Genomic DNA, 21,562 nt, shown 5'->3' with positions numbered 1-21,562 from the left:
TATCGGAAGGGACCCTCGCCAATCATGTCACCTTCTTCTAAATACTGAACATATAGTACTAGAATTCCTTTATTTCATTACTGTTTGAAAAAATAGAACTATTCAAAGAATTTACAATCAAATTAAAGGTGTCAGACCTTGTCCACTGGGGAAAATGGGCGGTGTTTTTTATACTGAAATAGACTTTAGGAGATGTAATACTTCGATAAAAATCAAAAACTATTTCGGAGGAAGCATGATAATCATACTCACCTTCGATAAAAGCTATTGGAACCTTAAAATTTTTATAAGCAGAAAAATCAATTTCTGATACTTCGTGCCATAGCTTAACTATGGACTGCTCAGAACCTTTTAGTCGTTTTATACAATCCATTAATGAATAGTTTTTGGAAAAAATAAAATAGCGATATAATGATAAATACGTACTTTTTCCATAAAGAGAAACACCTTGCTTGATTAGTTGACTCATAAAAAACATTAAATCAGAATACCAATTATCTTGATTAAACTTTGTGTTTAGAGAAGAAATTCTGTTTTTAAGACGATGATTATCAATATGACTTACAATGTATTCTTTACTTTTTTTAAACATTTTTTGCGAACAAATAACTTGTCCAACTCCAATATAAAAATGTATCAATTCTGGATACGAAGTAATGAATTTCATTCCAATAATGCTTCCCCATGAATGTCCCATTAAGCATATTTTCTCTTTTTTGAATTCAACAAGGAGTTTTTCAATTAAGACCTTCAAGTCAAGAACAAAATCATTAATAGTAATATGTTCATCTTCTCTAAACCTATAGTATGATTTTCCAGCACCCCTTTGCTCCCAAATGATTAAAGTATAGTTTTCGGATAAATTTGAATTAAAATGCTCAACAAGAGGTAGTGCCGCATCACCAGGTCCGCCATGTAAATATATTAAAATAGGATTATCCAAATTAGTACTTACTACTTGAACATATTGGTTAACACCATTTATGGGATACCATTTGCTGTAATTATACATTTTATCTCCCTACTTTCATTGACACAGATGTGTCATATAAGTATAGTCTATATATGTAATAATTGATTTGCAATCAATGGAAACACATTGGTAGAAAGTGTGTCAGGAGAGAAAATGGGGAAAAAAGAAGATATAATTAATGGTCTATTTTCTGTGATGGAAAAATACGACTTTTCACTAATCACTGTTACCCAAATCACGCAGGAAGCTAACGTAGGAAGAAAAACCTTTTATAGATATTTTAAAAATAAAGAAGAAGTGCTTAAAGAATCTATAAATTTGTTATTCTTAGAGTATTCCTCCTTTCAAGAAAATTATTTTTCTTCTAAATATGAAGTGCTAATTCATAATCATTTTTTATTTTGGGGTAATCATTTAACATTTCTTAAACTTATGTATAACAACGAACTAATGTTATATATTTTTAAGCAATATCAAAGGTATGTTCCTAAGCTTAATAAAGATTATTTAACTGACAAAGAATTTAATCATATCACTGCAATTTATGCAAATGCGTTTACTACTGGCATATTTTGGTCAATGCTATACACATGGATAGAGAATGGAGCAAAAGAATCTCCCACTGAATTAGCAAGTATATGTATACAGTTTTTACAAAATAGAGTATAAGAAAATTAGAGCATTGAATGATGAAAAACCTCTGTTATGCTACCTATATCGTTTTTGACACAAGAAACTATAGCAGACAACAACGATTCTTTTTTCATGTTTATACTTAAAACAAGCGAATGACTTAGAAATATAAACAAACCGAGATAAATTAAAAACGCTCTCGGTTTGTTTGCTTTTCAAGTAGATTATATTGATAATGTTTTTCGGCGTGATAATGATAAATCATCTTCCGCATCGGAACTTGATTCCACTGACTGAAAACTAAAGACGGGAGCGGGAAACTGCTTTCGTCTTTTTTCTTTAGAATTCAAAATAACTGTGTCATTGCTCTGTTAAAGATGTAACTCAGTTCTCCGACCAATGGAACCATTGTTGAGAACGGAGATAAGAATACAGTTCTGTTCAACTCGAGAAATACTGGGATCGGCAAAGCGATTGCCCGCTCAGAATTTGACGTTTCTAAGCTGGCAGGCTTCAAGCTCAAGTCAGCAGACCCAAATATTGCTGTAGGCGCTGGATTTCGAGCAGATCAAACGCTTGAAGGACGGCGGGACCTAAGCAAAATTTTCCCTTTAACACGCGACTTCTTTGGAAACGCCATTCGACCTCATGATGTGTTTGACATCGGTGTGCATCAAATTGGGAATGAAGGCCTAAAGGCTGTTGAGTTTAAAACGGGTCAGGGAGGAAGCTATATTCAGCATCAGGCTGTACCTGTTGGCGGTCTTGCATCCAAACCATCAACGGACCCGACGAGGAACGGATATAAATTCGGCGGCTGGTATATAGACGAAAGCTATACGACAGTTTGGAACTTTGAAACCTGCACCGTCTCCGATAATACGGTTCTTTATGCAAAATGGATTTCGTCTACGGATGAGTCTTCTGCCGAGTAGGTGGCAGCGGGTAAAGAAGCTCTCGAAAGAGGGTTGCCGTCGGTGGGGACTGACCCCATAACATGAGACAAATCAAAACACCTTCAAGAGAATCGAACCATGTCGTAAGATATGGAGATAACCTTGGAGGTGTTTTTGCGTTGGCAACTAGAGTGAGCCACCCCTTGTCCGATTCCATGCGCTTCTTGTTGTTGTTTGCTCTTAGCCAAAACGATGAAGCGATTTTGTAACAAAGGTATTGACATCACATAACTACAACTGTAGTATATGAGAAGTAGACTACGGGTGTAGTTTGGATAATAATCATATGGGAGGAGCTATACAAAATGAACGTAATATCAAAAGTATCCATGCAACATTAAGGATTTTTGCATGTAACAATATGTTGACATTACCAAACTACAAATGTAGGATGGATTTATAACTACATACGTAGTCTGATAAATTGACCTTGGAGGTTACATGCATGAACCAAATACCAGCGGTTACGGATGCAGAGCTGGAAATTATGCGCGTGTTATGGGTAAATCCGGATTGCCCTTCTAGCGGAGTCGTAAGGCAGATGGCAGAGAAAATGGGCTGGAGCCCGAACACGACGCGGACACTCCTGAATCGATTGGTGCAGAAGGAAGCAGTGGGGGCGAAGCTGGAAAAGGGTTCGAAGCGGACCCAGCTATTTTACCCCATCATCAGCGAGCAGGAATATCTACGGTCTGAAACCACATCCTTTATGAAAAAGCTGTATGGCGGTGCATTAAAGCCAATGCTAGCCAATTTTTTAGAGGATAAAAAGCTAAATGCGCAGGAAATCGAGGATTTGAAGGCTTTATTTGACGAAAACCGCGGCGATGGCGATCCGAAAAAGAGAGATAGCTGATGAGTCCGACATTGCATTCAAGTTTATTGTCAATTTTTAGCTGGGTGATCCGCGGATCATTTATGGCCGGCATACTAGTCCTACTTGTCCTGATCCTGCAGTTTCTATTAAAAAACAAGCTAGAAGCTAGATGGAAATATTTGATTTGGCTGCCTGTGGCGATTCGTCTGCTGCTTCCTTGGGCGCCGGAATCTTCGCTTAGTCTGTACAATGTTTTGTCTCTGGAGGCCATAGCCCCCGGAATTCATCAGAAGACCCAAGATCCTTCGGTTTGGAAGGAAGTGGGGAGAGCGAGCGAGACGGCGGTTCATGGTGAGCGCTATTTAAAACCGGAAACAAGCGGAATTTCGGAAGTGCCTGCTTCATCCCATGAATCGGGAACCGTGCAGGAGCGTGGCTTCTGGTGGAATCAGATCAAGCAACTGGGATTTACCAATGGACTGATGCTGGTATGGCTTTCGGGGGTATTGTTTCTTGCTGCGAAAACGGTATACGACCACCTTCGATTGAAACAAGCCCTGCGTGCAGGCCGATCCATCGAAACGCCATTTTTATCGGCAGTGTTTCAAGAGATGAAGCAGCTATTGGGAATAAATAGTAAAGTACGGTTTGTAGCATCGGAACGGATTCCCGGACCTGCCGTAGTCGGTTTTCGTAAACCTGCGGTCGTCATTTCGCCAAGACTGCTCGTCACGTTGAGGAAGGAGCAGCTTCAATATATTCTGGCGCATGAGTTCGCACATATTCAGCGGCGGGATGTGGCCGTGAATTGGATGATACACATCATCCTTATTCTCCACTGGTTTAATCCAATGATATGGCTTGCCGTACATAAAGTAAGACAGGACCAGGAGATGGCCTGCGATGCATATGTCTTGGACCGGATGGGCCCGCAGAAAAATAGGGCATACGGACAAACAATTATTCATGTGCTGGAGCATTTTTCAGGCAGCCATCATCAACCGGGGCTTGCCGGCTTGTCCGCGACACATAAAGAAATGAAAAGGAGACTTATAATGATTAAACAATTCAACAAAAAATCCTATGGTCTGTCCATTTTGGGGTTGGGAATGATTCTCGCGCTTGGCAGTGTGACGTTGGTAAACGCTAAGGAAAGCAACGCCGCGAGCATACCGCAAAAGGCTTCCGTGCAAGCAGAGCAGGATTCAAAAGCTGCAGAGGCTACGCAAGATCAGCAGCAACCAGAGAAGAAGAAGATTCAGCTCGACCAAACGGTAGCCGCTAAGCTGCAAAAAGTGTTAAAGCAAGTAGTAGGGAAAGAGGTCAAGTTACAGGATGTTGGCGAGTTCAGTTATGATGCCGTCGACACGGAGTTTGCGGAAGTTGAATCGGTAGATGGAAAATTTGGAATCTTATTTGATACTAAAGACGTTAAGTATATAACTGTTAGCGAGAAGCTCCCACTCGATAAAATCAGTAAAAAGGATCAGGATAAGGCCCTTCAAGAGCTGAAAAAGCTGTATCCAAACATAACCTACGCATTTGACAAAGAAGTGATCATGTATCGACACTATGATGACAAGAATGCTAAATTAAGCGATCTTGTAACGTATGCGTTGACTGGAAAGAACTTTACCGTTCAACTAAGTAACGACTTTTCGCAAAACAAAACTGATTTACGTGTAAGCCAGATAGTCATGGAATTTGACGACGCGAACGAAATTGAATCGCAAGTGCCAAAAACGGTCTTGAATCAAGACGCTAATTTCAAAGGGGCTACACTTAGAGAAGTGAAGTGGGATAATCAATCTAATAATTACCGCTTCGTCAATCACCACACGACCAAAAAGGGCACCTTGGTAGAAGAAACGGTAATAAGACCTACATTGGCCAACTAAAACGTGCTGTCCTTGACGTCTGGGCTTAAAGCGGCAAACGGGGGGTGGAATTAGACGTTATAGATATAACCAAAATGCGGAACGAAATGGTCAGCGCTCACGTACTTTGTCGGTGCGAAAAATCACCGTCATTGTCGTGAGCGCTTGTGTGTCAGGCACGTCAACAGCCCGAGAAGTCTAACGCCAATCGAGGGGGGGGCGAAAAACGGCGGTTATCCCACCGTTCCCCGTTATCGGTCCATGTCCGCCATGACGCAGTCAATTTGCGCTTCTTCAAGCGGTTGACAGCAACCGAACGGACCGGCGGCTCACTACACGCGATGGCAATGAGTGTGAGCATCGAACCGCATATATTGCGAAAAATGAAAAGGTTCAACTTGACACATTAGTGATTTCGAGGATATTATAGACACAATAAGTCTTTGAATGAGGTGGTACCTTGAGATTTACAAAAGCAACGAATTATGCTTTGCACACCATGCTCGCGCTCCTTGACGCTTCTCCAGTTAAGCCGATTGGTGTTCAACAGTTAGCAGAATTACAAGGTGTTTCACCAACCTATTTATCCAAAATTTTAACAAGGCTCGTGAAAGCAGGGATGATTGAGTCTGTTTCTGGAGTCAACGGAGGATATCGCTTATCTCGCAAGAAAGACGATATTACATTTTTGGATATTATCCACGCTATTGAGGGCACTGCATCCTTATTTGAATGTGATTTTGTCCACGGCGACGAATGCTCGATTCAAGCTGTAATGAAGGAAGCGGAAGAAAAAATGGAAAGCCATCTTAAAAACACGAAGTTGACGGATCTGGTCCAAAAGTAAAACGCAGGTTTAAGGCTGAGCCATTTTATATTGAAAGGAGGAGAGCAGTTTGATACATATAAAAATATTTTTTATCTAATAATAGACATAATGAGTCTTTAAAGTCTATATAAGGGAGCTGAGCATCATGATTTACGAATGCGCCATTATTGGTGGAGGACCGGCCGGGTTGAATGCAGCCCTCATCCTTGGAAGGGCAAGGAGAAGCGTGGCTATCATTGACAACAATCGACCCAGAAATGCTGTTACACATGCGTCTCACGGCTTTATTACGAGAGACGGCGTAACGCCGGCCGAGTTCCGCAGAATTGCTCTTGAGGAAGTTAAAAGTTATCCGTTAGTCGATCATCTTCAAAACGAAGTTGTTTCCGTTGACACTACCCAATTCGGATTTGAGTTAGTTGATTCTGCTGGCCTTCACCTTAAGGCGCGAAAACTGATCTTGGCAACAGGCGTAAAGGAGATATATCCAGATATTGAAGGCTTTTATCCGCTTTACGGGAAAAGCTTGTTCAATTGTCCCTATTGCGACGGCTGGGAGCTTCAAGATCAACCGCTTGTTGTTGTTTCCGAATATCCAAACCTATTTCATGCGGCCAAACTGCTTCTCAATTGGAGCAAGGATTTGGTTGTCTGTACGAACGGCAAGGCGTCTCTGTCAGATGAGCACAAAAAGCAGCTTCAATCAAAGGATATTGTAGTAATGGAGCAACCTATTGCAGCTTTCATTGGCCAGAATGGACAGCTTGAACATGTTCGCTTTGCAGACGGAACTCAAATTCCGAGGGCTAGCGGCTTCGTGACTCCTAAGTTTGTGCAAAGCGTTCCGTTCGCAGAACGATTAGGCTGTGAAATGACGGCTGCGGGCGGGATTAAAACGGACGGAAAGGGGAGGTCCGCAATACCTGGTTTATATATCGCTGGAGATACTTCGTACGTGGCTCCTTCCCAAGTGGTTTTTGCTGCAGCGGACGGCAGCCAAACGGCTATGAGCGTAAATATGGATTTGACGGAGGAGGACTTTACAAATCGCGGTAGTTCACCTACGGGTTAATTACGGATATAAAAAGTCTTTAATATCTTCATGGAGTTGGATTGGGGATGTACGTAGCAAAGCTTTACGATTTCAAACGTGTTGTTTAAGGAGGTGATGAGAGCCAGTCGATTCATCCTTGGTAGAAAATGTGTGAAAAATTATAAAATGGAGGAAGATATACATGACTATTTGTCACTCTACGGATACAACATTTGAAAGTGATTTGAAAAATGAAGGTTTTACATTAGTTAATTTTTGGGCGCCTTGGTGCGGACCTTGCCGCGCTTTTGCACCTATACTCGAGAGGTTCGATCAGGAGTATAGCAAAGAAGTGAGGGTACTAAAAATCAATGTAGACGAACAACCAAGTACTGCCGCTCATTATGGAATTATGAGCCTTCCAACTACGATTCTATTTAAAAATGGTGAACCGATCGATAAAATTGTTGGAGCTGTTCATATTGATACATTAAAACAGTTCATTTCAGACAAAAAATAATTAAACAACGTAAAACTCCCAACGAAAGCCGCCGGCCCAATCCGCGGCTTTCGTTAAGTTGAGTAGTAAAATTTTAAGAGGAGATAAAATGAATGAAGAAGTCAGACAAAACAGCACAACCTACTAATTCTTTCATTATATTGTTATTGTTTTTTGCGGGATTGGTAATTATGTCAAGCTTCTATGTTACAATCCCCTTAATCCCCGTGCTTTCATAGGGTTTTTCGGTTTCAGAAGGGGAAACTGTATGGATAATCAGCATGTTTACGCTTTGTTTTGCTATTGGATGCTTACTGTTTGGACCATTATCAGATCGCTTTGGCCGAAAAAAAATCATGCTTTGGGGATTAGCTGCGTTAACGATTGTTACTATCTTTCTAGGGTTTCAAAGCAGTTTATCCTCAGTTATTCTTTTCAGAGGAATACAAGGCTTGACTGCAGCTACTTTCTCTCCCGTAGTCCTTCCCTATGTGATGGAATTGTTCCCGCAAAATAAAAGGGTATTTGCAGTTAGCTGCATGAGTACAAGTTTCTGATGGCTGGAATTATTGGGCAAGTGTACAGTAGCTTCGTCACGTCTCATCTAGGTTGGCAATATGTGTTCATCATTTTGGCAGCGATTTATCTTATACTAATACTACTGATGATATTCTTTATACCAAACCTCCCGGCGAATGGAATTCGTGTTACGGCAGCATTCAAACAAATGAGAAAGACGCTGGGACAAAAATCGCTATGGTTTGCCTATGTAATCGCATTGGTCATGCTGCTTTCTTTTGTAGGCATGTACACTGCATTGGGAGACTTTTTAAGCAGTTCTCTTTTCGGCTTCTCGAATCAACAGATATTATATGTGCGTTCAGTAGGGATCGTAGGGATGTTAATGTCTCTTTTTGCGAGTAGTCTGGTTAGGAGATTTGGCATGATATCCGTACTTAGAAGCGCAATAATCCTAGCTGCGAGCAGATTGATTTTGATAGGACTTGGAACAAACATGGTGTTTATAATTGTGATGAGCGTCGTATTTGTATCCGGCATTGCAATCGCCATCCCTTCATTGGTTTCACTGGTCGGTGAACTAGGGGGAGGCTCAAGAGGTGCCGCGATTTCTATTTATACGGTTGTAGTGAATTTAGGTGCTACGATTGGTCCAATCCTAGTCATTCAGCTGCTCCAAACGGGTAATTATATCCTCACTTTCTCAATCTTGGCACGCTGCTTACTGCTGGGATTCCTGGCTACATTTTTTGTTAAACGTGTATCACCAGTGGTTGATAATCTTGTTACAGATCAGGAGAAATCTATAGCACCATTATGAATACACTTTAAAAAATCCGTTATAGATGCTATCATGAGAGTCATATTACTTGAGAATATTTGTTAATGGTGGGTGATACTATGCTAAGCGAGCACAATAATCTCGAAGAATATCGAGACCCCGTAAACTATGATCTAGAATTCGGTGGTGAGATTGAAAAATACAATTTTTATCTTGAACTTGCTAAATCGAACCCAGGAGAAGTTCTAGAGCTTGCATGTGGTACAGGATTAACAACAATACCTTTATCACAGTCTGGTATAAATATTACTGGTGTTGATATTTCTTCAACAATGCTTGAATATGCGCGGATTAAAGCAAAAGGTTTGTCTGCAATTTTTCTTGAAGGGGATGCTCGGACATTTAAATCGGAGAAGCGTTTTTCGATGATTTATTTAACAGGAAATGCATTTCAAGCATTTCTGAGTGATGAAGATCAAATCGGCTTGCTCAAAACCGTTTATATGCATTTAAAACCTAATGGGGTATTTGCTTTTGAAACACGTAACCCTATGGGAACTGACTTATCAAGCGAAGAAGAAACAACTTGGGGACAATTTATCGATATGGATGGAATTCTCGTGAAGGTATCTGGAACGCAATCTTATGATGAAAGAAATCATATCATGCACTGGGTTACTTTCCGTGATTGGGGATATAAGAAATCTACTTCCCGAATTGCATGTCGTTTTACTGATAATAATACTCTTAAGTCTATGTTAACAAGCCACGGATTCTGTATTGAAAACCAATATTCAGACTGGGATAAAACTCCGTTATCTACTTTATCCTCATCCATTATTACCGTTTGTAGGAAGGAGGAACAAAAGAACTAAAGATTGATTGAAAGATATCTACAATCATTGATTCTAGGCATATCAAATAGCTCGCATTTTGAAAAAAAATTGATCAAAATGCGAGCTGTATTTAGTACCGAATGATTCATTTTTATAATATACCGAAAAACTCTATTCATTTGCTATACAATCATGCATTTAAGTCTGTTATGGCAGGAATATTTATTTCCTTTACACATGAAACAGGCGATAAATTAATAACGCATTGGACAATGGCTACAATGTCTTGAACAGGAATACGAGTACCTTCATACAACGTAATTGCCTTTTCTACACCTTCTTCATAAGGGACTTCAGCAGCAAGCTCTCCTGGATTAATACACGTTACAGAGATCTTATCTTTCCTCACGTGCTCACGCAAAGCATTTGTAATACCACGCAATCCAAATTTAGATGTGACAAACGAAACTTGTGCATTATTCGTATGATCTAAACCTGCTGTTGAACCAATTAAAATAATTTTTCCGTTATTCGCCTGTCTTAAATTAGGTAAAAGCGCCTGAATATATGTAATAGTGGAAGTTAAATTAATATTAATTATGTTCGAAATATCTCCAACTTCATCCTTATCAAACGTATAGTCATCTTCAAAACCACGCTTTTCCCATACTCCGACATTATAAATTAATACATCAATAGCAATGTTTTTTAAAGTTTCTTGTAAAGAAGGAATTTGTTGTTGACTAGATAAATCAATGGTGAGCCATTTACGATTTACGCCATCATTTATATCTAAACTGCTTGGTCGTGTGCGTGATACCATCCATACTGTATCTCCCTTGGTGGGTAAGCCTTTTACAAATGCATCGCCTAGCCCATGGCTTGCTCCAAATATAATAAAGTTCTTACTCATTCAATCACTCCTTATAAATAGCTATACTTCTTAATTATAATTATTATTAAGATAAGTAACAACTAACTAGGCTGTAATTAGTACAACAGGTTCGCCTAAGATGGGTTACCAATTTTATGTAATACCTAATTGCCTCCAGGACTATAATCGTTTTTTCCTCAACTTCCTCAGTAAATCTCCGTGACATTCAAACCTTTCTCTTTCATGGGAATTATTCTAGGCCTTATCCGTACGATTCGACTTTTCTATAAATGAGGGCGTAGCTATCGAACTAGACGGTAATGGTACCTGCCAGAAGCGCTGTAGTGAATGAAAACAGGAATCCTGACTTATTCGAAGCGGTAATGATAGAATAGCTAACGATATTATTCAAAAATTATATTCTGAACGTAAAGTGGTTGGTATTGATGTAAGAGAGCTTTATAAGGATGGCGGAATGATTCAAGTATTAACGAGAGTGGAATAAATAAAAGGTATCCCCCCATGTTCGCCTAGTTGACGGACATGGGGGGATTGTCTTTTTTGCTAGTATACGTTTAACTGTGCTCGGCTAAATAGGAATAACTCCATTTCAAGGCTAGATCATTTCGTTTGACTCTAGGTCTGGCCTAGAGATTAATATGAACACATATATATTTCAACTTTCGTTACATACAGTTCAGGTGAGGTTTAGTACTAAGAATTTACTTGGTATTTAGATGCACGAAAGTTGAATTGGATGGTAAATAAATAAAATGTATAGAGGAGAGGGTGGAGTCGTGCGTAGACGGGGGATAGCAACGATGCTATTAATTTTATGTAGTGTGGCAGCTGTAGCATGCTCGAATACAAAGACACAGGGCAACGTAGAAGAACAGGCCACGCAAAGAAGAGTGGTAGGTGTTGACACGATAAGCAAGCAGCCGCTGACGACGAATTATACGCTGTCAGGCACATTGGAGCCGGTGAACGAGATGTCTGCGGCCTTCGAGGTTCCTGGACGAATCTTGGAAACCAATGTTCAGATCGGAGACGTCGTTAAGAATGGGGATGTGCTTGCCAAGCTGGATACTCGTCAATATCGTCTTCAATTAGATGAGGCAATTCAGGGTGTCGCGCAGGCCAAGGCCGCTCTGGAAAGCGCCAAAGCATCCATCCGTGTGTCCACTGCGCAAGTAAAAAGCGCTGAAGCGAATTTGCTGGAAATAAAGAAAGGCGCACGGAAGCAGCAGCGAGAGAGAATGGAGAACACGCTGGCTTTGGCCCAGGCCGCAAACGAGAAAGCTCAAATCGATGCTGAACGCTTACAAAGTCTGTACGATCAAGGATTGGTGTCCCGAAGTGACAACGAGAACGCTCAATTAACGCTGACGAATGCTCAGAATGCAGTCAGAGATGCGGAATCCTCTCTATCCGAAATGCAAGAAGGCGCAACGAAAGAGCAGATTCAGGCTGCATCCGGAGTGTTGGATGAAGCGACTTCAGGCAAATTGGCGAGCATTGCGGCCAAGAAGCAGGCGTCTGCTGCTTATAATGCTGCGCTTGCTACGAAGCAGCAAGCTGAATTGGCCTTGTCCAAGACTACACTAATATCGCGATTTGACGGGGTCATATTGGCGAAGGCATTCAATAATGGAGAATTGTCTGCGGAAGGTCAGCCTGTGTACACGTTAGGTAAAGTGGATGAATTGAAGGTGCTGCTGCCTTTGCCGGATAGTGAGGCGAAGCAGTGGGAGAAGGGCACCGCAGTCGATGTCAGTCTGTATGGTCAGGTAACGAAAGGAATTGTCAAGAAAATTTATCCGCTGACGAATGCGACAACCGGAACGATTAATGGGGAAATTGTCATTAAAAATGCGAAGCTGGGCTGGTCCCCCGGGCAAGTAGTCAAAGTCGGATTGCATCAATCGGGCCGGGACGCCATTCTGGTTCCAGTGGAAGCCGTAATCAGTGATGGCAATAAACCTTATGTTTTTAAGTTGGAGAAGGGGAAGGCGGTAAAAACCATTGTTCAATTAGGCGGAAGCGTAGTGAACAATCAGATGGAAATAAGCGGCGGACTGAAAGTAGGCGAGCAAATTGTTACGAAAGGCGCCGACATGCTGTTTGACGGCGATAAAATTGAAGCCGCTGAAGGAGCTGCCCAATGATCGAATACTTGGTTAAGAAACGAAAAATTACATTGTTATTTTTTATTATGGCCATGGTAGTCGGGGCGTTCAGCTTTGTTAGACTCCCTCAGCAGGAAATGCCGGATATCGTTATCAAATACGCGACGATTACGACGATTTACCCTGGAGCTTCCGCTCAAAAAATAGAGCAGACGGTAACGAAAATCCTTGAGCAGAAAGTGAAGGAAATTCAAGGGGTTAAGGAGATTAATTCCACTTCATCCGAAGGCTATTCTTTAATCGTCATTAAAGCGCATGATGATGCGAATACGAAAGAAGTATGGGATAAACTGCGTAAAAACGTGCAAGATGTGAGGGGGGAATTGCCGGAAGGCTCAAAAATTCCGGAAGTTAATGACGACCTGGCGAGTTCCTTCATCGGTTCGTATGCCGTTACCGCCGAGAGCAAGGAAGACCTGTACAAACTCAATGAACTGATGACGAATTGGAGAGATCAGCTGCGGGCGCTTCCTGGCGTTGCCAAAGTAGAACTGAAAGGAATTCCGAAGCAAGAAATTCATGTTAGCGTCGATAGCAGTAAACTGCAGCAGTATCACATTAGTTGGGAACAAGTATTAGTCGCGGTGGAGGGAGAGAAGCAGCGGGTTCCTACGGGGGCCATCAGCTTCAATAACAGGAGCTATCAGCTGATTGTCAAGGATGTCGATCATCTTGACATTTTGAACAATCTGCTTGTGACGAGGTCGCAGTCCGGGGCTCCTGTCTATTTGAATGATATCGCGACGGTAGAGTTCACTCACGCCAAGTCAGAGTATTTTGCCTATTATAACGGCAAGCCTGTTGTGACGATTAGTATCGGTGCTGAAACGGGCAGCGACGTGCCGACGATGAACAAGCGCGTCCATGAAAAGCTCGAACAGTTGAAGAAGAGTCTTCCATCCCATGCCAAGTTTATTAGTCTATTTGCACAAAAAGATCGGGTAGATGAAATATTCGCCAATCTAAAGAAGGAAGTGCTTATCGCTATCGCTGCGGTTATTATCGTATGCATGCTCGGAATGAATTTACTTACAGCCTCCTTTGTAGCGATGGCTATTCCGATTTCGGTTGCTATCGGTTTGCTCTTTTTACCACTTCTGAATGTTACGCTTAATGAAATTTCCGTTATTGGACTTATTATTGTACTCGGAATATTGGTTGATGATGCGGTCGTCGTCAATGACAATATTGAGCGGCGATTGACGGATCTGGGGGAAGATCCGCGTACAGCGGCGATTAAAGGGACGAAGGAAGTTGCGATTTCCATTTTGACGGCCACATTGGCGACTATTTCCGCCTTTGCTCCATTGATATTTTTGAAGGGAGACATCGGCGCATTTATTAAACCTATTCCTATCGTCATTTCATTGACGATGCTAGCATCGATGGTGATGTCATTGACGATCATTCCAATTTTCCGCGAATGGTATGAGAACAAAAGACAAGCCCGAGCGACCTCGACGCGTTCCAAGCCTGGTTTATTAAGTAATCAAATCGAAGCGTTAGGGCGTTTGTATTCCGGAAAATTGATGACTAGAGTAATAAAACGTCCGTTACTCATAGGTCTATCCGGCTTATTGATCGGGACAGCCGCCTATTCTTTAGCCTTGTTCGTTCCTGTCGAGCTGTTCCCGGAATCTGAGCGGCCGGAGTTTGCAATTAGTGTCAGAACGCCGACAGGAACTTCGTTGCAAGAAACAGATCGGCTTGTCAACGAAATAGGGGGTTGGGTAGGAAAACAGAAAGAAGTGGATGCATCTTCATTCAGTGCCGGTGGCGAAGCGCCACAGTTGTTTTTTGATATAGAAGGGGATACTACCGGACTCTTCTCCGCGACAACAGGACATGTAATGGTGAGGTTGAAAAAAGAAGGAGCTGATCTTCTTGACACAACGATTCGGGAATGGAATGAAAAGTTGAAAAAAGAGTATCCTGGGGCATCGATAGCGGCCAAAGCACCTTCGTCAGGTATCGCTGTAGGCAAGCCGGTTTCCATTCGTATCGCGGGAGAGAACATGGAACAACTGCAGAAACTGGCGCAGCAAGTGAAAGGTCTGATCGTGAACACGGGCGGAACCTTCAACGTGAAAGACGATATGGGCATCCAACAGTACGGACTGGAGTTCGATATCAACAAGCAGGCAATGGATAAATATATGGTGTCGTATGCAAACTTGACACGTACGTTGTTGCTTGCAAGCGACGGTATTACGACCAGTCAGTACAATACAGGGAAAAATCTAATAAGTATCAGGTTGTTCGTAGAAAAAGAAGTTGGGGATCCGAACGAGCTCTTCCATCACCTGAATGTGACGAACTCAGCAGGAGAACAAATTCCGTTGTCACAGTTGGCTACGCTCAAGCCGGCCTTCTCGGCGCAGTCAATTAAACATTATAATTTGGCGCGTACGATTACGGTTGATGCCGACGTGAAAGGACGTACGGCGACAGAGGTAATGGAGGAAATTACCGGAAAACTGAATGAGATTTCTTTCCCGGAAGGTTACAGTTGGGCTATTGGCGGGGAAACATCAGAACAGGATAAAATATTTACAGAGTTAGGCGGATTGTTTATCGTCGTTGTATTCCTCATTCTGATGTTGATTACGATGCAATTTTACTCGATCTCCATTCCGATCATCATAATGACTACCGTTTTTTTGGCGGCGGCAGGCGGAATTATCGGTATCTTTATTACGGGAATACCGATTGGCTTTATGAGTGTGATGGGGATTATTGCTTTGGCAGGTATCGTAGTGCGTAACGGAATTGTACTGATAGAGTTCATTGAAGACGCACGGCATGAAGGGGTCGAGTTGGAAGAGGCGGTCATTCAAGCTACCGCGGCACGTTTCCGCCCTATTCTGCTCACTTCTTTGACTGCAATTGTAGGCATGATTCCGATCGCACTGATTGGCGATATTTTGTTCCGTCCGATGGCGAATACGATTATCTTTGGTCTTATTTTCTCTACCATACTGACCTTGTTCGTCGTTCCATCCTTGTATCTGGCCATGGCGCGCTATAAATTGAAGCGGCAGCAGCGTAAACAGGAACGGCAATTCAGGAAAGAAAACAGCAGTCAGCAAAATTTATCAGTTTAACAAGTTTGCAGGGCGGGGGGGCGGCGTCACAATCCGTCTGCCCTCGCCTTATTTTCATATATTAAGTTTGTTACGTCGAGGGAGGACGGTTAAATGTACAAAAATGCAGTTATGGCGTCATTAGTGCTCGCTCTGCTTGCAACTTCGACTGCAACGGCATGGGCTGACAGCGGCACGATTCAGGGCACGATATCATCCAGCAACAACACGGTACAAGGCGAAGTAATGACGGAAGGCAGTTCGGCTCAGCCTGTGATGTCATCAGGGGATCAGGCAACTACGGGCAAAAGTTTACCTGCTTCGTTCGTGGCGTCACGGCAGTTAGCTGCGATCACGCGCCTGAATTTGTCTGATGTGCAGTCGCGGGCCGTAAATGATTCATTTAATTTGGCATTGCTGCGAATAAAGCTTCATGCGCTAGAGTCCAAGCGATCTGATCTTAAAACTCAGGCTAACAGGACCAGTACGAGTCAGACGATAGATTCTTATACGCTGCCGGATACGCCAGAGAAGATATTGGACAATGTGAATTATCAAATTCCGCCAGACGCTGCTCCGGAGGAACTGTTTTGGGTCGGTCCGACCATAGAGACGAATAGTGTTATAAATGGTTTGATGAGTGGCGTAAAAGAAATAATAAACGGGATGAACAATCTACTGAAATCCCAACGGGATGAATTGGGAATCGCCGTCAAGCAGCTGGAGCGGGAAGAATGGAATACGGAGCTTGATCTCGAAGAGGCCAAGGAAGGAATCAAGTTGCAGATGACCGGCCAATACGTGTACTTGTTGTCCTTGAAGGAACAGATGAAGCTGCATGACGAAGCGCTGCAACTGTTGAATAAAGAGCAAAACCGTCTGCAAGCGCTGCAAGAGCAGGGGGTAGCTGCGGCGGACGATAGCCGGGGGCTGCAGCTGGAAATGTCAAAGCAGACGAGAGAATTGGAGGTTCAGCGTACCAACTATCGCCTGGCCTTGTTCCAGCTCTGCTTTGATTTAGGTATCCGCTACGATCCAGATATTATTTTGGAGGATGTTGCGCTGGATGAAGTTACGTTACCCAACCGCAAAAATACCGAGGAAATATTGGCGCGATCATACGAAATGAAGCGGAAGTGGAATGAGTTAAAACAGGCTTCTTGGGAGCATAGTAACACGAATACATCCAATTCTCATGGAAAAAGCTATTTGAGTGCAAATGTGCAGCTTGCGACCAAGCAGGCGGAACAGGCCAATGCGCAGTTGACCAAACATGTTAACGGCACTTACGTCGAGGCAGATAATGCCTATCAACAATATAAGACTGCGCAATTGGAGGCGAACGATGCAGCCGCCGATTATGATGCATTGCAGCGCCGTTTTCAATTGGGGATCGTGCCACTCCATGATCTGAATCAATCCAGCTACCAGCGGAAGCAGGCCGACACGAAAGTCATATTGTTGCGGCTGCAATATTTCACCATCATAAGCAAGGTAAAGGCTATGGAAAGTGGCTTCATTCTCGCAGGCGGTACGGAAGCGGCGGTTGCTGAACAATAAATGAAACCTATAAACAAATTAATTATGAACTTATGGTATCCAAAGTAGTAGTCAGTGAAGAGCAACTTTATTCTAAATAACGTTGCTCTGGTGAAGGGGAAATTTTGTATAATGGGAGTGTACAAAATGCGCTTCCTTGCTTAAACTCTCCGGCACTTCTGCTCGCCTGTAATCTCATAAATTTACTAGTGTTAGGAAGATGAGCATATGAGTGATTATGAACAGATTTTTAATGAAATTGAAAAGTTGCCGCTGCTATTGAATGATGAAAATTATTATCATTTATTAAAGCATGGACGATTATCTTGTTATGTTGCATGATAGCGGCATAAATGAAAAAATGGTTTATAACCGCCTTTTAGCAACACATCAGAATTTAGAAAACGAATGGCAACAAGATTTTATGGCAGAACTCTTAGATTTTGTTTGCGGTTTTATTGGGAATCAAGAGTATTATATTTGGCGGCATGATGGAGCATTTTCAAGGGAACTTTGAATTCATAATATATGCGAAAAGATAATGGCCATTATAAAATCTAAGCAGCCGTAAGCCATTGCAAAAACAAGGGAGCCATTTTCTAAATGGCCCGTTATATGAAGCGGCCCCAATCCGATCACCATATGTCCAATATAATGAGATAACGATAACTGCCCGGTATTGATCACCGCTTGCGTCAGAACAGATTGCTCAAATTTATCGACTACATAAAGACAAACCGCAATCACTGCCATAGCCGAACAAATTCCGGTAAGAACATACAGCATTGTGGGCGGCATCGGTTTCGTTCCAAACAAATAATATGCTACTTTATTTCCCAGTACAGGGGAGGTCCATTTGACCAGGAAGAAGGAAAGGGATTCAAAAACAACCGTTCCTGACAATGGATATAAAAGTACCTTCGATCGGTTTTCCTTATTCAGCCAATGTTTTCTGTCAATCCACATGCCGCTGAGGAAAAAATCAGCCAAGGAAAGATGGGATGGAATCTGTTAAATAACAAATTGCGAATGAACCCTTCTATTGTCCAAAATCCCGTATACTCTATAAAATTTAAGACCCATTCTTTACTGTAATCGAACAAGACCAAAGACGACGGTGATACTAACAGGACAATGGAGAATAAACTGAGTATTCTGACGCAGTGATCAAGAGCGCTGCTATAAGCTTGAATACCGCATAGTAATGAAAAATGTCGGCGCTCCAGTCCATTAACAGTAAAAGCACGCCAACAATAAACAGGAGGATATTAAAACCAATATTCAGACTGGGATAAAACTCCGTTTTCTACTTTATCCTCATCCAATGGGAATTTCCTTTGTTCCGGTTTGTGGAACATATTGCAGTCGATTCAGCTATAAGAGGAAGCGGTCTTGGAGGAAAATTAATGACTCAGTATATCGAAGAGTCCGTAAAGCCAATTTTATTGGAAGTGGAACCTCCTGTTATGGACTTGGCACAACGGAGAATAGGTTTTTATGAAAATTATGAGTTATCCTCAAACTCTCACGGGAGAGGAGTTTGCTCTTTTTAAAGAAACCTTGTACACAAGAGTGTACAAGGTTTCCGGAGCACAGCGGCACGTCAAATAATATGGAAGTCTAAAACAAGGATCAGCTTTACTTAGAGTCCAAATGGTGAGATCGGTGAGAAGCCAGAGATTGATTGAAAGATATCTGCAAACATTGATTCTAGGCATATCAAATAGCTCGCATTTTGAAAAAAGATTGATCAAAATGCGAGCTGTATTTAGTACCGAATGATTCATTTTTATAATATACCGAAAAACTCTATTCATTTCATTTGCTATACAATCATGCATTTAAGTCTGTTATGGTAGGAATATTTATTTCCTTTACACATGAAACAGGCGATAAATTAATAACGCATTGGACAATGGCTACAATGTCTTGTACAGGAATACGTGTACCTTCATACAACGTAATTGCCTTTTCTGCCCCTTCTTCATAAGGGACTTCAGCAATGAGTAGGGACCAATCAGAAGGTGCTCAATCTAATTGCGCCCCAAGCTGATTCACTTTGGCTAGCCACTCAGCTCGCGCTTTATCCGAAGATCCTCGGATCGGACCAATCTCAGTAACACGTACAGGAGATACTCCACAAAATTTCAATATGTTGCGTTTCATCACATTGTATTCTGCATTCTTATATGCCAACTTATTGTACCAGAACGGAGTATCGGCAGTGACGATCAAACGCGAGGACTTACCGGATAAAAGCTTGTCCACTGCAGAAGAATTTTCCCGGTATTTGTAAGCAAAGCCGGGGAGAAAAACCCGATCGATAAATCCTTTCAGGATGGCCGGCATTACACCCCACCATGTAGGATAAACAAATACAAGGTGATCCGCCCAGCGGATTAGTTCTTGCGCATCTCTCAGATCTTCCTCTAATTCTGTTCTTTTACGGTAGCCAAACTTTAGGTTCGGGTCAAATTGGATCTTGCTCAAATCAATAGAGCGAACCTGGGCTTTGTTGGCCGAAGCCCCCTTCATATACGCTTTGGACAAGGCCGAACAGAAGCTCTCTGGGTCGGGATGTCCGTTAATAACGAGAATATTTGATTTCATCTCTAGTTCCTCCTGTTGCAATTGTTTGCGATATAATAGTTAGTATAAAACTGTAATTAGCATAGAACGAATAGAAAGAAAAATGAATAATCAAAAGCGCAAGTATCCTGCTTATTCACGCAAAGGGGAAATGGATATTGAAGAACCCGGGAGTTCCCATCACAATGGTATATCCGATTATGAAGACTATTGTTCATAAAGGATATGAAATAGAGAAATATTTCGAGTATGCTTCGTTTGACCGTAGTTTATTACAGAATACGGAGGCTCGTATTACCGAAGAGGAATTGGAGCGATTGATGATTACCGCCGCGAATTACACGCAGGACAATCATTTTGGCTTGCACCAAGGACAGATCATAGAGCTTGCCGATATGGGCATTCTCGGTTATGTGATGCTTCATTCTAAAGCCATTGTCGATGCGCTTACCGCTTATCAGAGATACAATGTGATTCTGTGCAACATATTCAACCTGGATTGGGAAGTGGAGGGGGACGATGTCCTTATCCGGTTTTTTTTGCAGCATCCCGGTCAAACATCGCGTCATGTCGTAGAGGAGATGGCAAGTTCGCTGTATCATAAGATCAACAAGCTTAGCAACCAACACATCTCGTTGCATGAAATTAGATTTACACATGGCGCACCGGCGGATACACGGCCATATATGGCGGTTTTCGGGAAAGTTCCCCGCTTTGGCGGGAAAGATAATGTTCTGCGAATGAGTAAGGAAGTGCTGAAATATCCGATTCTGTACTCTGATGCAAGACTGCTGGGAGTATTCGAGAATATGGCACAGGAAACCAAGGATGAGCTGACCCAGGCAAGTACGTTTTCAGACCGGGTAGTTCAGTGGATGAAAGAATGTGTTCCTTCCTTTTTTCCGACCTTACAGCAAACTGCGGAATATTTCAAAATTAGCACAAGAACACTTCAACATAAGTTGAAGGCCGAGCAAACTTCCTATAATGAGCTATCTGTAAAGGTACGCAAGGAATTGGCCATGATTTATTTGCAAAAAAGAGAGTATTCCATCGGCGATATTGCCTATTTGCTGTATTTTTCGGAGCCTAGCGCATTTCAAAGCGCTTTTAAGAAGTGGACGGGTTTATCTCCGGGACAGTATCGAACCAAAGCGTATAACAGGATATCTCCCAAATAAGAGGAAGATATCGACCATTATCTCATCTTAATGTTAGAACCACTATAAGTTAAGCTCTTCAGAGTAAAACCAGAACGAGAGGATGCGGGTATCGAGACTTTGCGCCCCATTCTGGGACAGTATTAGTGGCAATATCGAATCGATCAGCATTAATAATCGGATCACCATCTGTGATTTTGCCAATATCACAGAAACGAGAGAAACCATCATTGATAAATATTTCATCAATGGAAAACACAAAAAACTGACGTATGTCTATGAAGCGTTTGGTTACAAAAAAATTGTCACCCTAATTAATAAGATTAAAAAAAAGTGATCCATACCCATTCTGTGGCGATTTACCAATTCCTTGAG

The 21,562-nt window shown here is 42.1% G+C and carries 20 protein-coding genes and 3 pseudogenes; 18 read left to right on the top strand and 5 right to left on the bottom strand.

The features are described 5' to 3' along the window. Positions 1–58 precede the first annotated feature (58 nt). Positions 59–1,012, bottom strand: coding sequence for an alpha/beta fold hydrolase (locus MNQ98_RS15820; RefSeq protein ID WP_241929119.1), 954 nt, complete (start codon positions 1,010–1,012; stop codon positions 59–61). Positions 1,013–1,126: 114 nt separating this feature from the next. Here MNQ98_RS15820 and MNQ98_RS15815 point away from each other — a divergent pair, with 114 nt between their 5' ends. The 10 genes from MNQ98_RS15815 (at position 1,127) to MNQ98_RS15775 (ending at position 9,792) form a co-directional block, all read left to right on the top strand. Beyond that, positions 1,127–1,642 carry a TetR/AcrR family transcriptional regulator gene (locus MNQ98_RS15815; protein WP_241929118.1) on the top strand — a complete coding sequence of 172 codons (516 nt, stop codon included), beginning with the start codon at positions 1,127–1,129 and terminating at the stop codon, positions 1,640–1,642. Positions 1,643–2,274: 632 nt separating this feature from the next. Next, positions 2,275–2,541, top strand: coding sequence for an InlB B-repeat-containing protein (locus tag MNQ98_RS15810; RefSeq protein ID WP_241929117.1), 267 nt, complete (start codon positions 2,275–2,277; stop codon positions 2,539–2,541). A 466-nt stretch (positions 2,542–3,007) separates the two neighbouring features. Continuing rightward, positions 3,008–3,418, top strand: a complete 411-nt coding sequence (locus MNQ98_RS15805) for a BlaI/MecI/CopY family transcriptional regulator (protein ID WP_241929116.1) — start codon at positions 3,008–3,010, stop codon at positions 3,416–3,418. After that, positions 3,418–5,277, top strand: coding sequence for a M56 family metallopeptidase (locus MNQ98_RS15800; protein ID WP_241929115.1), 1,860 nt, complete (start codon positions 3,418–3,420; stop codon positions 5,275–5,277). The genes MNQ98_RS15805 and MNQ98_RS15800 overlap by 1 nt, the downstream gene beginning before the upstream one ends. Positions 5,278–5,716: 439 nt before the next feature. Beyond that, complete coding sequence (locus tag MNQ98_RS15795; protein ID WP_241929114.1) at positions 5,717–6,103, top strand: Rrf2 family transcriptional regulator; 387 nt, start codon at positions 5,717–5,719, stop codon at positions 6,101–6,103. A 127-nt stretch (positions 6,104–6,230) separates the two neighbouring features. Further along, a complete protein-coding gene (locus MNQ98_RS15790) occupies positions 6,231–7,157 on the top strand; it encodes an NAD(P)/FAD-dependent oxidoreductase (protein WP_241929113.1) in 927 nt (308 codons plus the stop codon). 163 nt (positions 7,158–7,320) lie between these two features. After that, on the top strand, positions 7,321–7,638 hold the full coding sequence (gene trxA, locus MNQ98_RS15785; protein ID WP_241929112.1) for a thioredoxin: 318 nt from the start codon (positions 7,321–7,323) through the stop codon (positions 7,636–7,638). A 260-nt stretch (positions 7,639–7,898) separates the two neighbouring features. After that, complete coding sequence (locus MNQ98_RS29910) at positions 7,899–8,174, top strand: MFS transporter (RefSeq protein ID WP_481856643.1); 276 nt, start codon at positions 7,899–7,901, stop codon at positions 8,172–8,174. Beyond that, positions 8,174–8,956 carry an MFS transporter gene (locus MNQ98_RS15780; protein ID WP_347272213.1) on the top strand — a complete coding sequence of 261 codons (783 nt, stop codon included), beginning with the start codon at positions 8,174–8,176 and terminating at the stop codon, positions 8,954–8,956. Before MNQ98_RS29910 ends, MNQ98_RS15780 begins: the two co-directional genes overlap by 1 nt. Before the next feature lie 80 nt (positions 8,957–9,036). Continuing rightward, complete coding sequence (locus MNQ98_RS15775) at positions 9,037–9,792, top strand: class I SAM-dependent DNA methyltransferase (RefSeq protein WP_241929111.1); 756 nt, start codon at positions 9,037–9,039, stop codon at positions 9,790–9,792. 151 nt (positions 9,793–9,943) lie between these two features. On the opposite strand, the gene MNQ98_RS15770 is transcribed toward MNQ98_RS15775, so the two are convergent. Then, the gene (locus tag MNQ98_RS15770; protein ID WP_241929110.1) at positions 9,944–10,666 is read right to left on the bottom strand and encodes an SDR family NAD(P)-dependent oxidoreductase; all 723 of its coding nucleotides are present in this window, start codon (positions 10,664–10,666) and stop codon (positions 9,944–9,946) included. Positions 10,667–11,009: 343 nt separating this feature from the next. Between MNQ98_RS15770 and MNQ98_RS15765 the strand changes: the two are divergent. The 5 genes and pseudogenes from MNQ98_RS15765 to MNQ98_RS15745 all read left to right on the top strand — a co-directional run. Continuing rightward, positions 11,010–11,132: pseudogene (locus tag MNQ98_RS15765) on the top strand (agmatine deiminase family protein); the annotation flags it as partial. Between the two features lie 316 nt (positions 11,133–11,448). After that, entirely contained in the window at positions 11,449–12,795 is a 1,347-nt protein-coding gene (locus MNQ98_RS15760; protein WP_241929109.1) for an efflux RND transporter periplasmic adaptor subunit, read from the top strand. Next, the gene (locus MNQ98_RS15755) at positions 12,792–15,920 is read left to right on the top strand and encodes an efflux RND transporter permease subunit (RefSeq protein WP_241929108.1); all 3,129 of its coding nucleotides are present in this window, start codon (positions 12,792–12,794) and stop codon (positions 15,918–15,920) included. The genes MNQ98_RS15760 and MNQ98_RS15755 overlap by 4 nt, the downstream gene beginning before the upstream one ends. Before the next feature lie 93 nt (positions 15,921–16,013). Then, the gene (locus tag MNQ98_RS15750; protein WP_241929107.1) at positions 16,014–17,459 is read left to right on the top strand and encodes a TolC family protein; all 1,446 of its coding nucleotides are present in this window, start codon (positions 16,014–16,016) and stop codon (positions 17,457–17,459) included. A 310-nt stretch (positions 17,460–17,769) separates the two neighbouring features. Continuing rightward, complete coding sequence (locus MNQ98_RS15745; protein WP_241929106.1) at positions 17,770–17,955, top strand: hypothetical protein; 186 nt, start codon at positions 17,770–17,772, stop codon at positions 17,953–17,955. A gap of 2 nt (positions 17,956–17,957) precedes the next feature. Here MNQ98_RS15745 and MNQ98_RS15740 read toward each other — a convergent pair whose 3' ends face one another. Beyond that, positions 17,958–18,341: a DUF418 domain-containing protein gene (locus MNQ98_RS15740; RefSeq protein ID WP_241929105.1), complete on the bottom strand. Its 384-nt coding sequence runs from the start codon at positions 18,339–18,341 to the stop codon at positions 17,958–17,960. A gap of 446 nt (positions 18,342–18,787) precedes the next feature. Between MNQ98_RS15740 and MNQ98_RS15735 the strand changes: the two genes are divergently transcribed. Beyond that, positions 18,788–18,991, top strand: coding sequence for a GNAT family protein (locus tag MNQ98_RS15735; protein ID WP_347272263.1), 204 nt, complete (start codon positions 18,788–18,790; stop codon positions 18,989–18,991). Positions 18,992–19,271: 280 nt separating this feature from the next. Here MNQ98_RS15735 and MNQ98_RS15730 read toward each other — a convergent pair. Continuing rightward, positions 19,272–19,445: pseudogene (locus MNQ98_RS15730) on the bottom strand (short-chain dehydrogenase); the annotation flags it as partial. A gap of 21 nt (positions 19,446–19,466) precedes the next feature. Further along, a complete protein-coding gene (locus MNQ98_RS15725) occupies positions 19,467–20,048 on the bottom strand; it encodes an NAD(P)H-dependent oxidoreductase (protein WP_241929104.1) in 582 nt (193 codons plus the stop codon). Positions 20,049–20,185: 137 nt separating this feature from the next. Here MNQ98_RS15725 and MNQ98_RS15720 point away from each other — a divergent pair, with 137 nt between their 5' ends. Together MNQ98_RS15720 and MNQ98_RS15715 are read left to right on the top strand one after the other, a co-directional pair. After that, the gene (locus MNQ98_RS15720) at positions 20,186–21,208 is read left to right on the top strand and encodes an AraC family transcriptional regulator (RefSeq protein ID WP_241929103.1); all 1,023 of its coding nucleotides are present in this window, start codon (positions 20,186–20,188) and stop codon (positions 21,206–21,208) included. A gap of 106 nt (positions 21,209–21,314) precedes the next feature. Continuing rightward, a pseudogene (locus MNQ98_RS15715) lies at positions 21,315–21,540 on the top strand (ABC transporter); the annotation flags it as partial. Between the last annotated feature and the right edge of the window lie 22 nt (positions 21,541–21,562).

The organism is Paenibacillus sp. N3/727, assembly GCF_022637315.1.
GTDB lineage: Bacteria > Bacillota > Bacilli > Paenibacillales > Paenibacillaceae > Paenibacillus_AQ > Paenibacillus_AQ uliginis.
This window is presented reverse-complemented; position numbering and strand designations above follow the sequence as displayed.

Bases quoted from the DNA above. Each gene is read 5' to 3' on its own strand.
- MNQ98_RS15755 (WP_241929108.1), top strand. From the start codon at position 12,792: ATGATCGAATACTTGGTTAAGAAACGAAAAATTACATTGTTATTTTTT.
- MNQ98_RS15820 (WP_241929119.1), bottom strand. From the start codon at position 1,012: ATGTATAATTACAGCAAATGGTATCCCATAAATGGTGTTAACCAATAT.
- MNQ98_RS15780 (WP_347272213.1), top strand. From the start codon at position 8,174: ATGGCTGGAATTATTGGGCAAGTGTACAGTAGCTTCGTCACGTCTCAT.
- MNQ98_RS15725 (WP_241929104.1), bottom strand. From the start codon at position 20,048: ATGAAATCAAATATTCTCGTTATTAACGGACATCCCGACCCAGAGAGC.
- MNQ98_RS15790 (WP_241929113.1), top strand. From the start codon at position 6,231: ATGATTTACGAATGCGCCATTATTGGTGGAGGACCGGCCGGGTTGAAT.
- trxA (WP_241929112.1), top strand. From the start codon at position 7,321: ATGACTATTTGTCACTCTACGGATACAACATTTGAAAGTGATTTGAAA.
- MNQ98_RS15800 (WP_241929115.1), top strand. From the start codon at position 3,418: ATGAGTCCGACATTGCATTCAAGTTTATTGTCAATTTTTAGCTGGGTG.
- MNQ98_RS15805 (WP_241929116.1), top strand. From the start codon at position 3,008: ATGAACCAAATACCAGCGGTTACGGATGCAGAGCTGGAAATTATGCGC.
- MNQ98_RS15775 (WP_241929111.1), top strand. From the start codon at position 9,037: ATGCTAAGCGAGCACAATAATCTCGAAGAATATCGAGACCCCGTAAAC.
- MNQ98_RS15760 (WP_241929109.1), top strand. From the start codon at position 11,449: ATGCTATTAATTTTATGTAGTGTGGCAGCTGTAGCATGCTCGAATACA.
- MNQ98_RS15770 (WP_241929110.1), bottom strand. From the start codon at position 10,666: ATGAGTAAGAACTTTATTATATTTGGAGCAAGCCATGGGCTAGGCGAT.
- MNQ98_RS15745 (WP_241929106.1), top strand. From the start codon at position 17,770: ATGTTGCATGATAGCGGCATAAATGAAAAAATGGTTTATAACCGCCTT.
- MNQ98_RS29910 (WP_481856643.1), top strand. From the start codon at position 7,899: ATGTTTACGCTTTGTTTTGCTATTGGATGCTTACTGTTTGGACCATTA.
- MNQ98_RS15815 (WP_241929118.1), top strand. From the start codon at position 1,127: ATGGGGAAAAAAGAAGATATAATTAATGGTCTATTTTCTGTGATGGAA.
- MNQ98_RS15750 (WP_241929107.1), top strand. From the start codon at position 16,014: ATGTACAAAAATGCAGTTATGGCGTCATTAGTGCTCGCTCTGCTTGCA.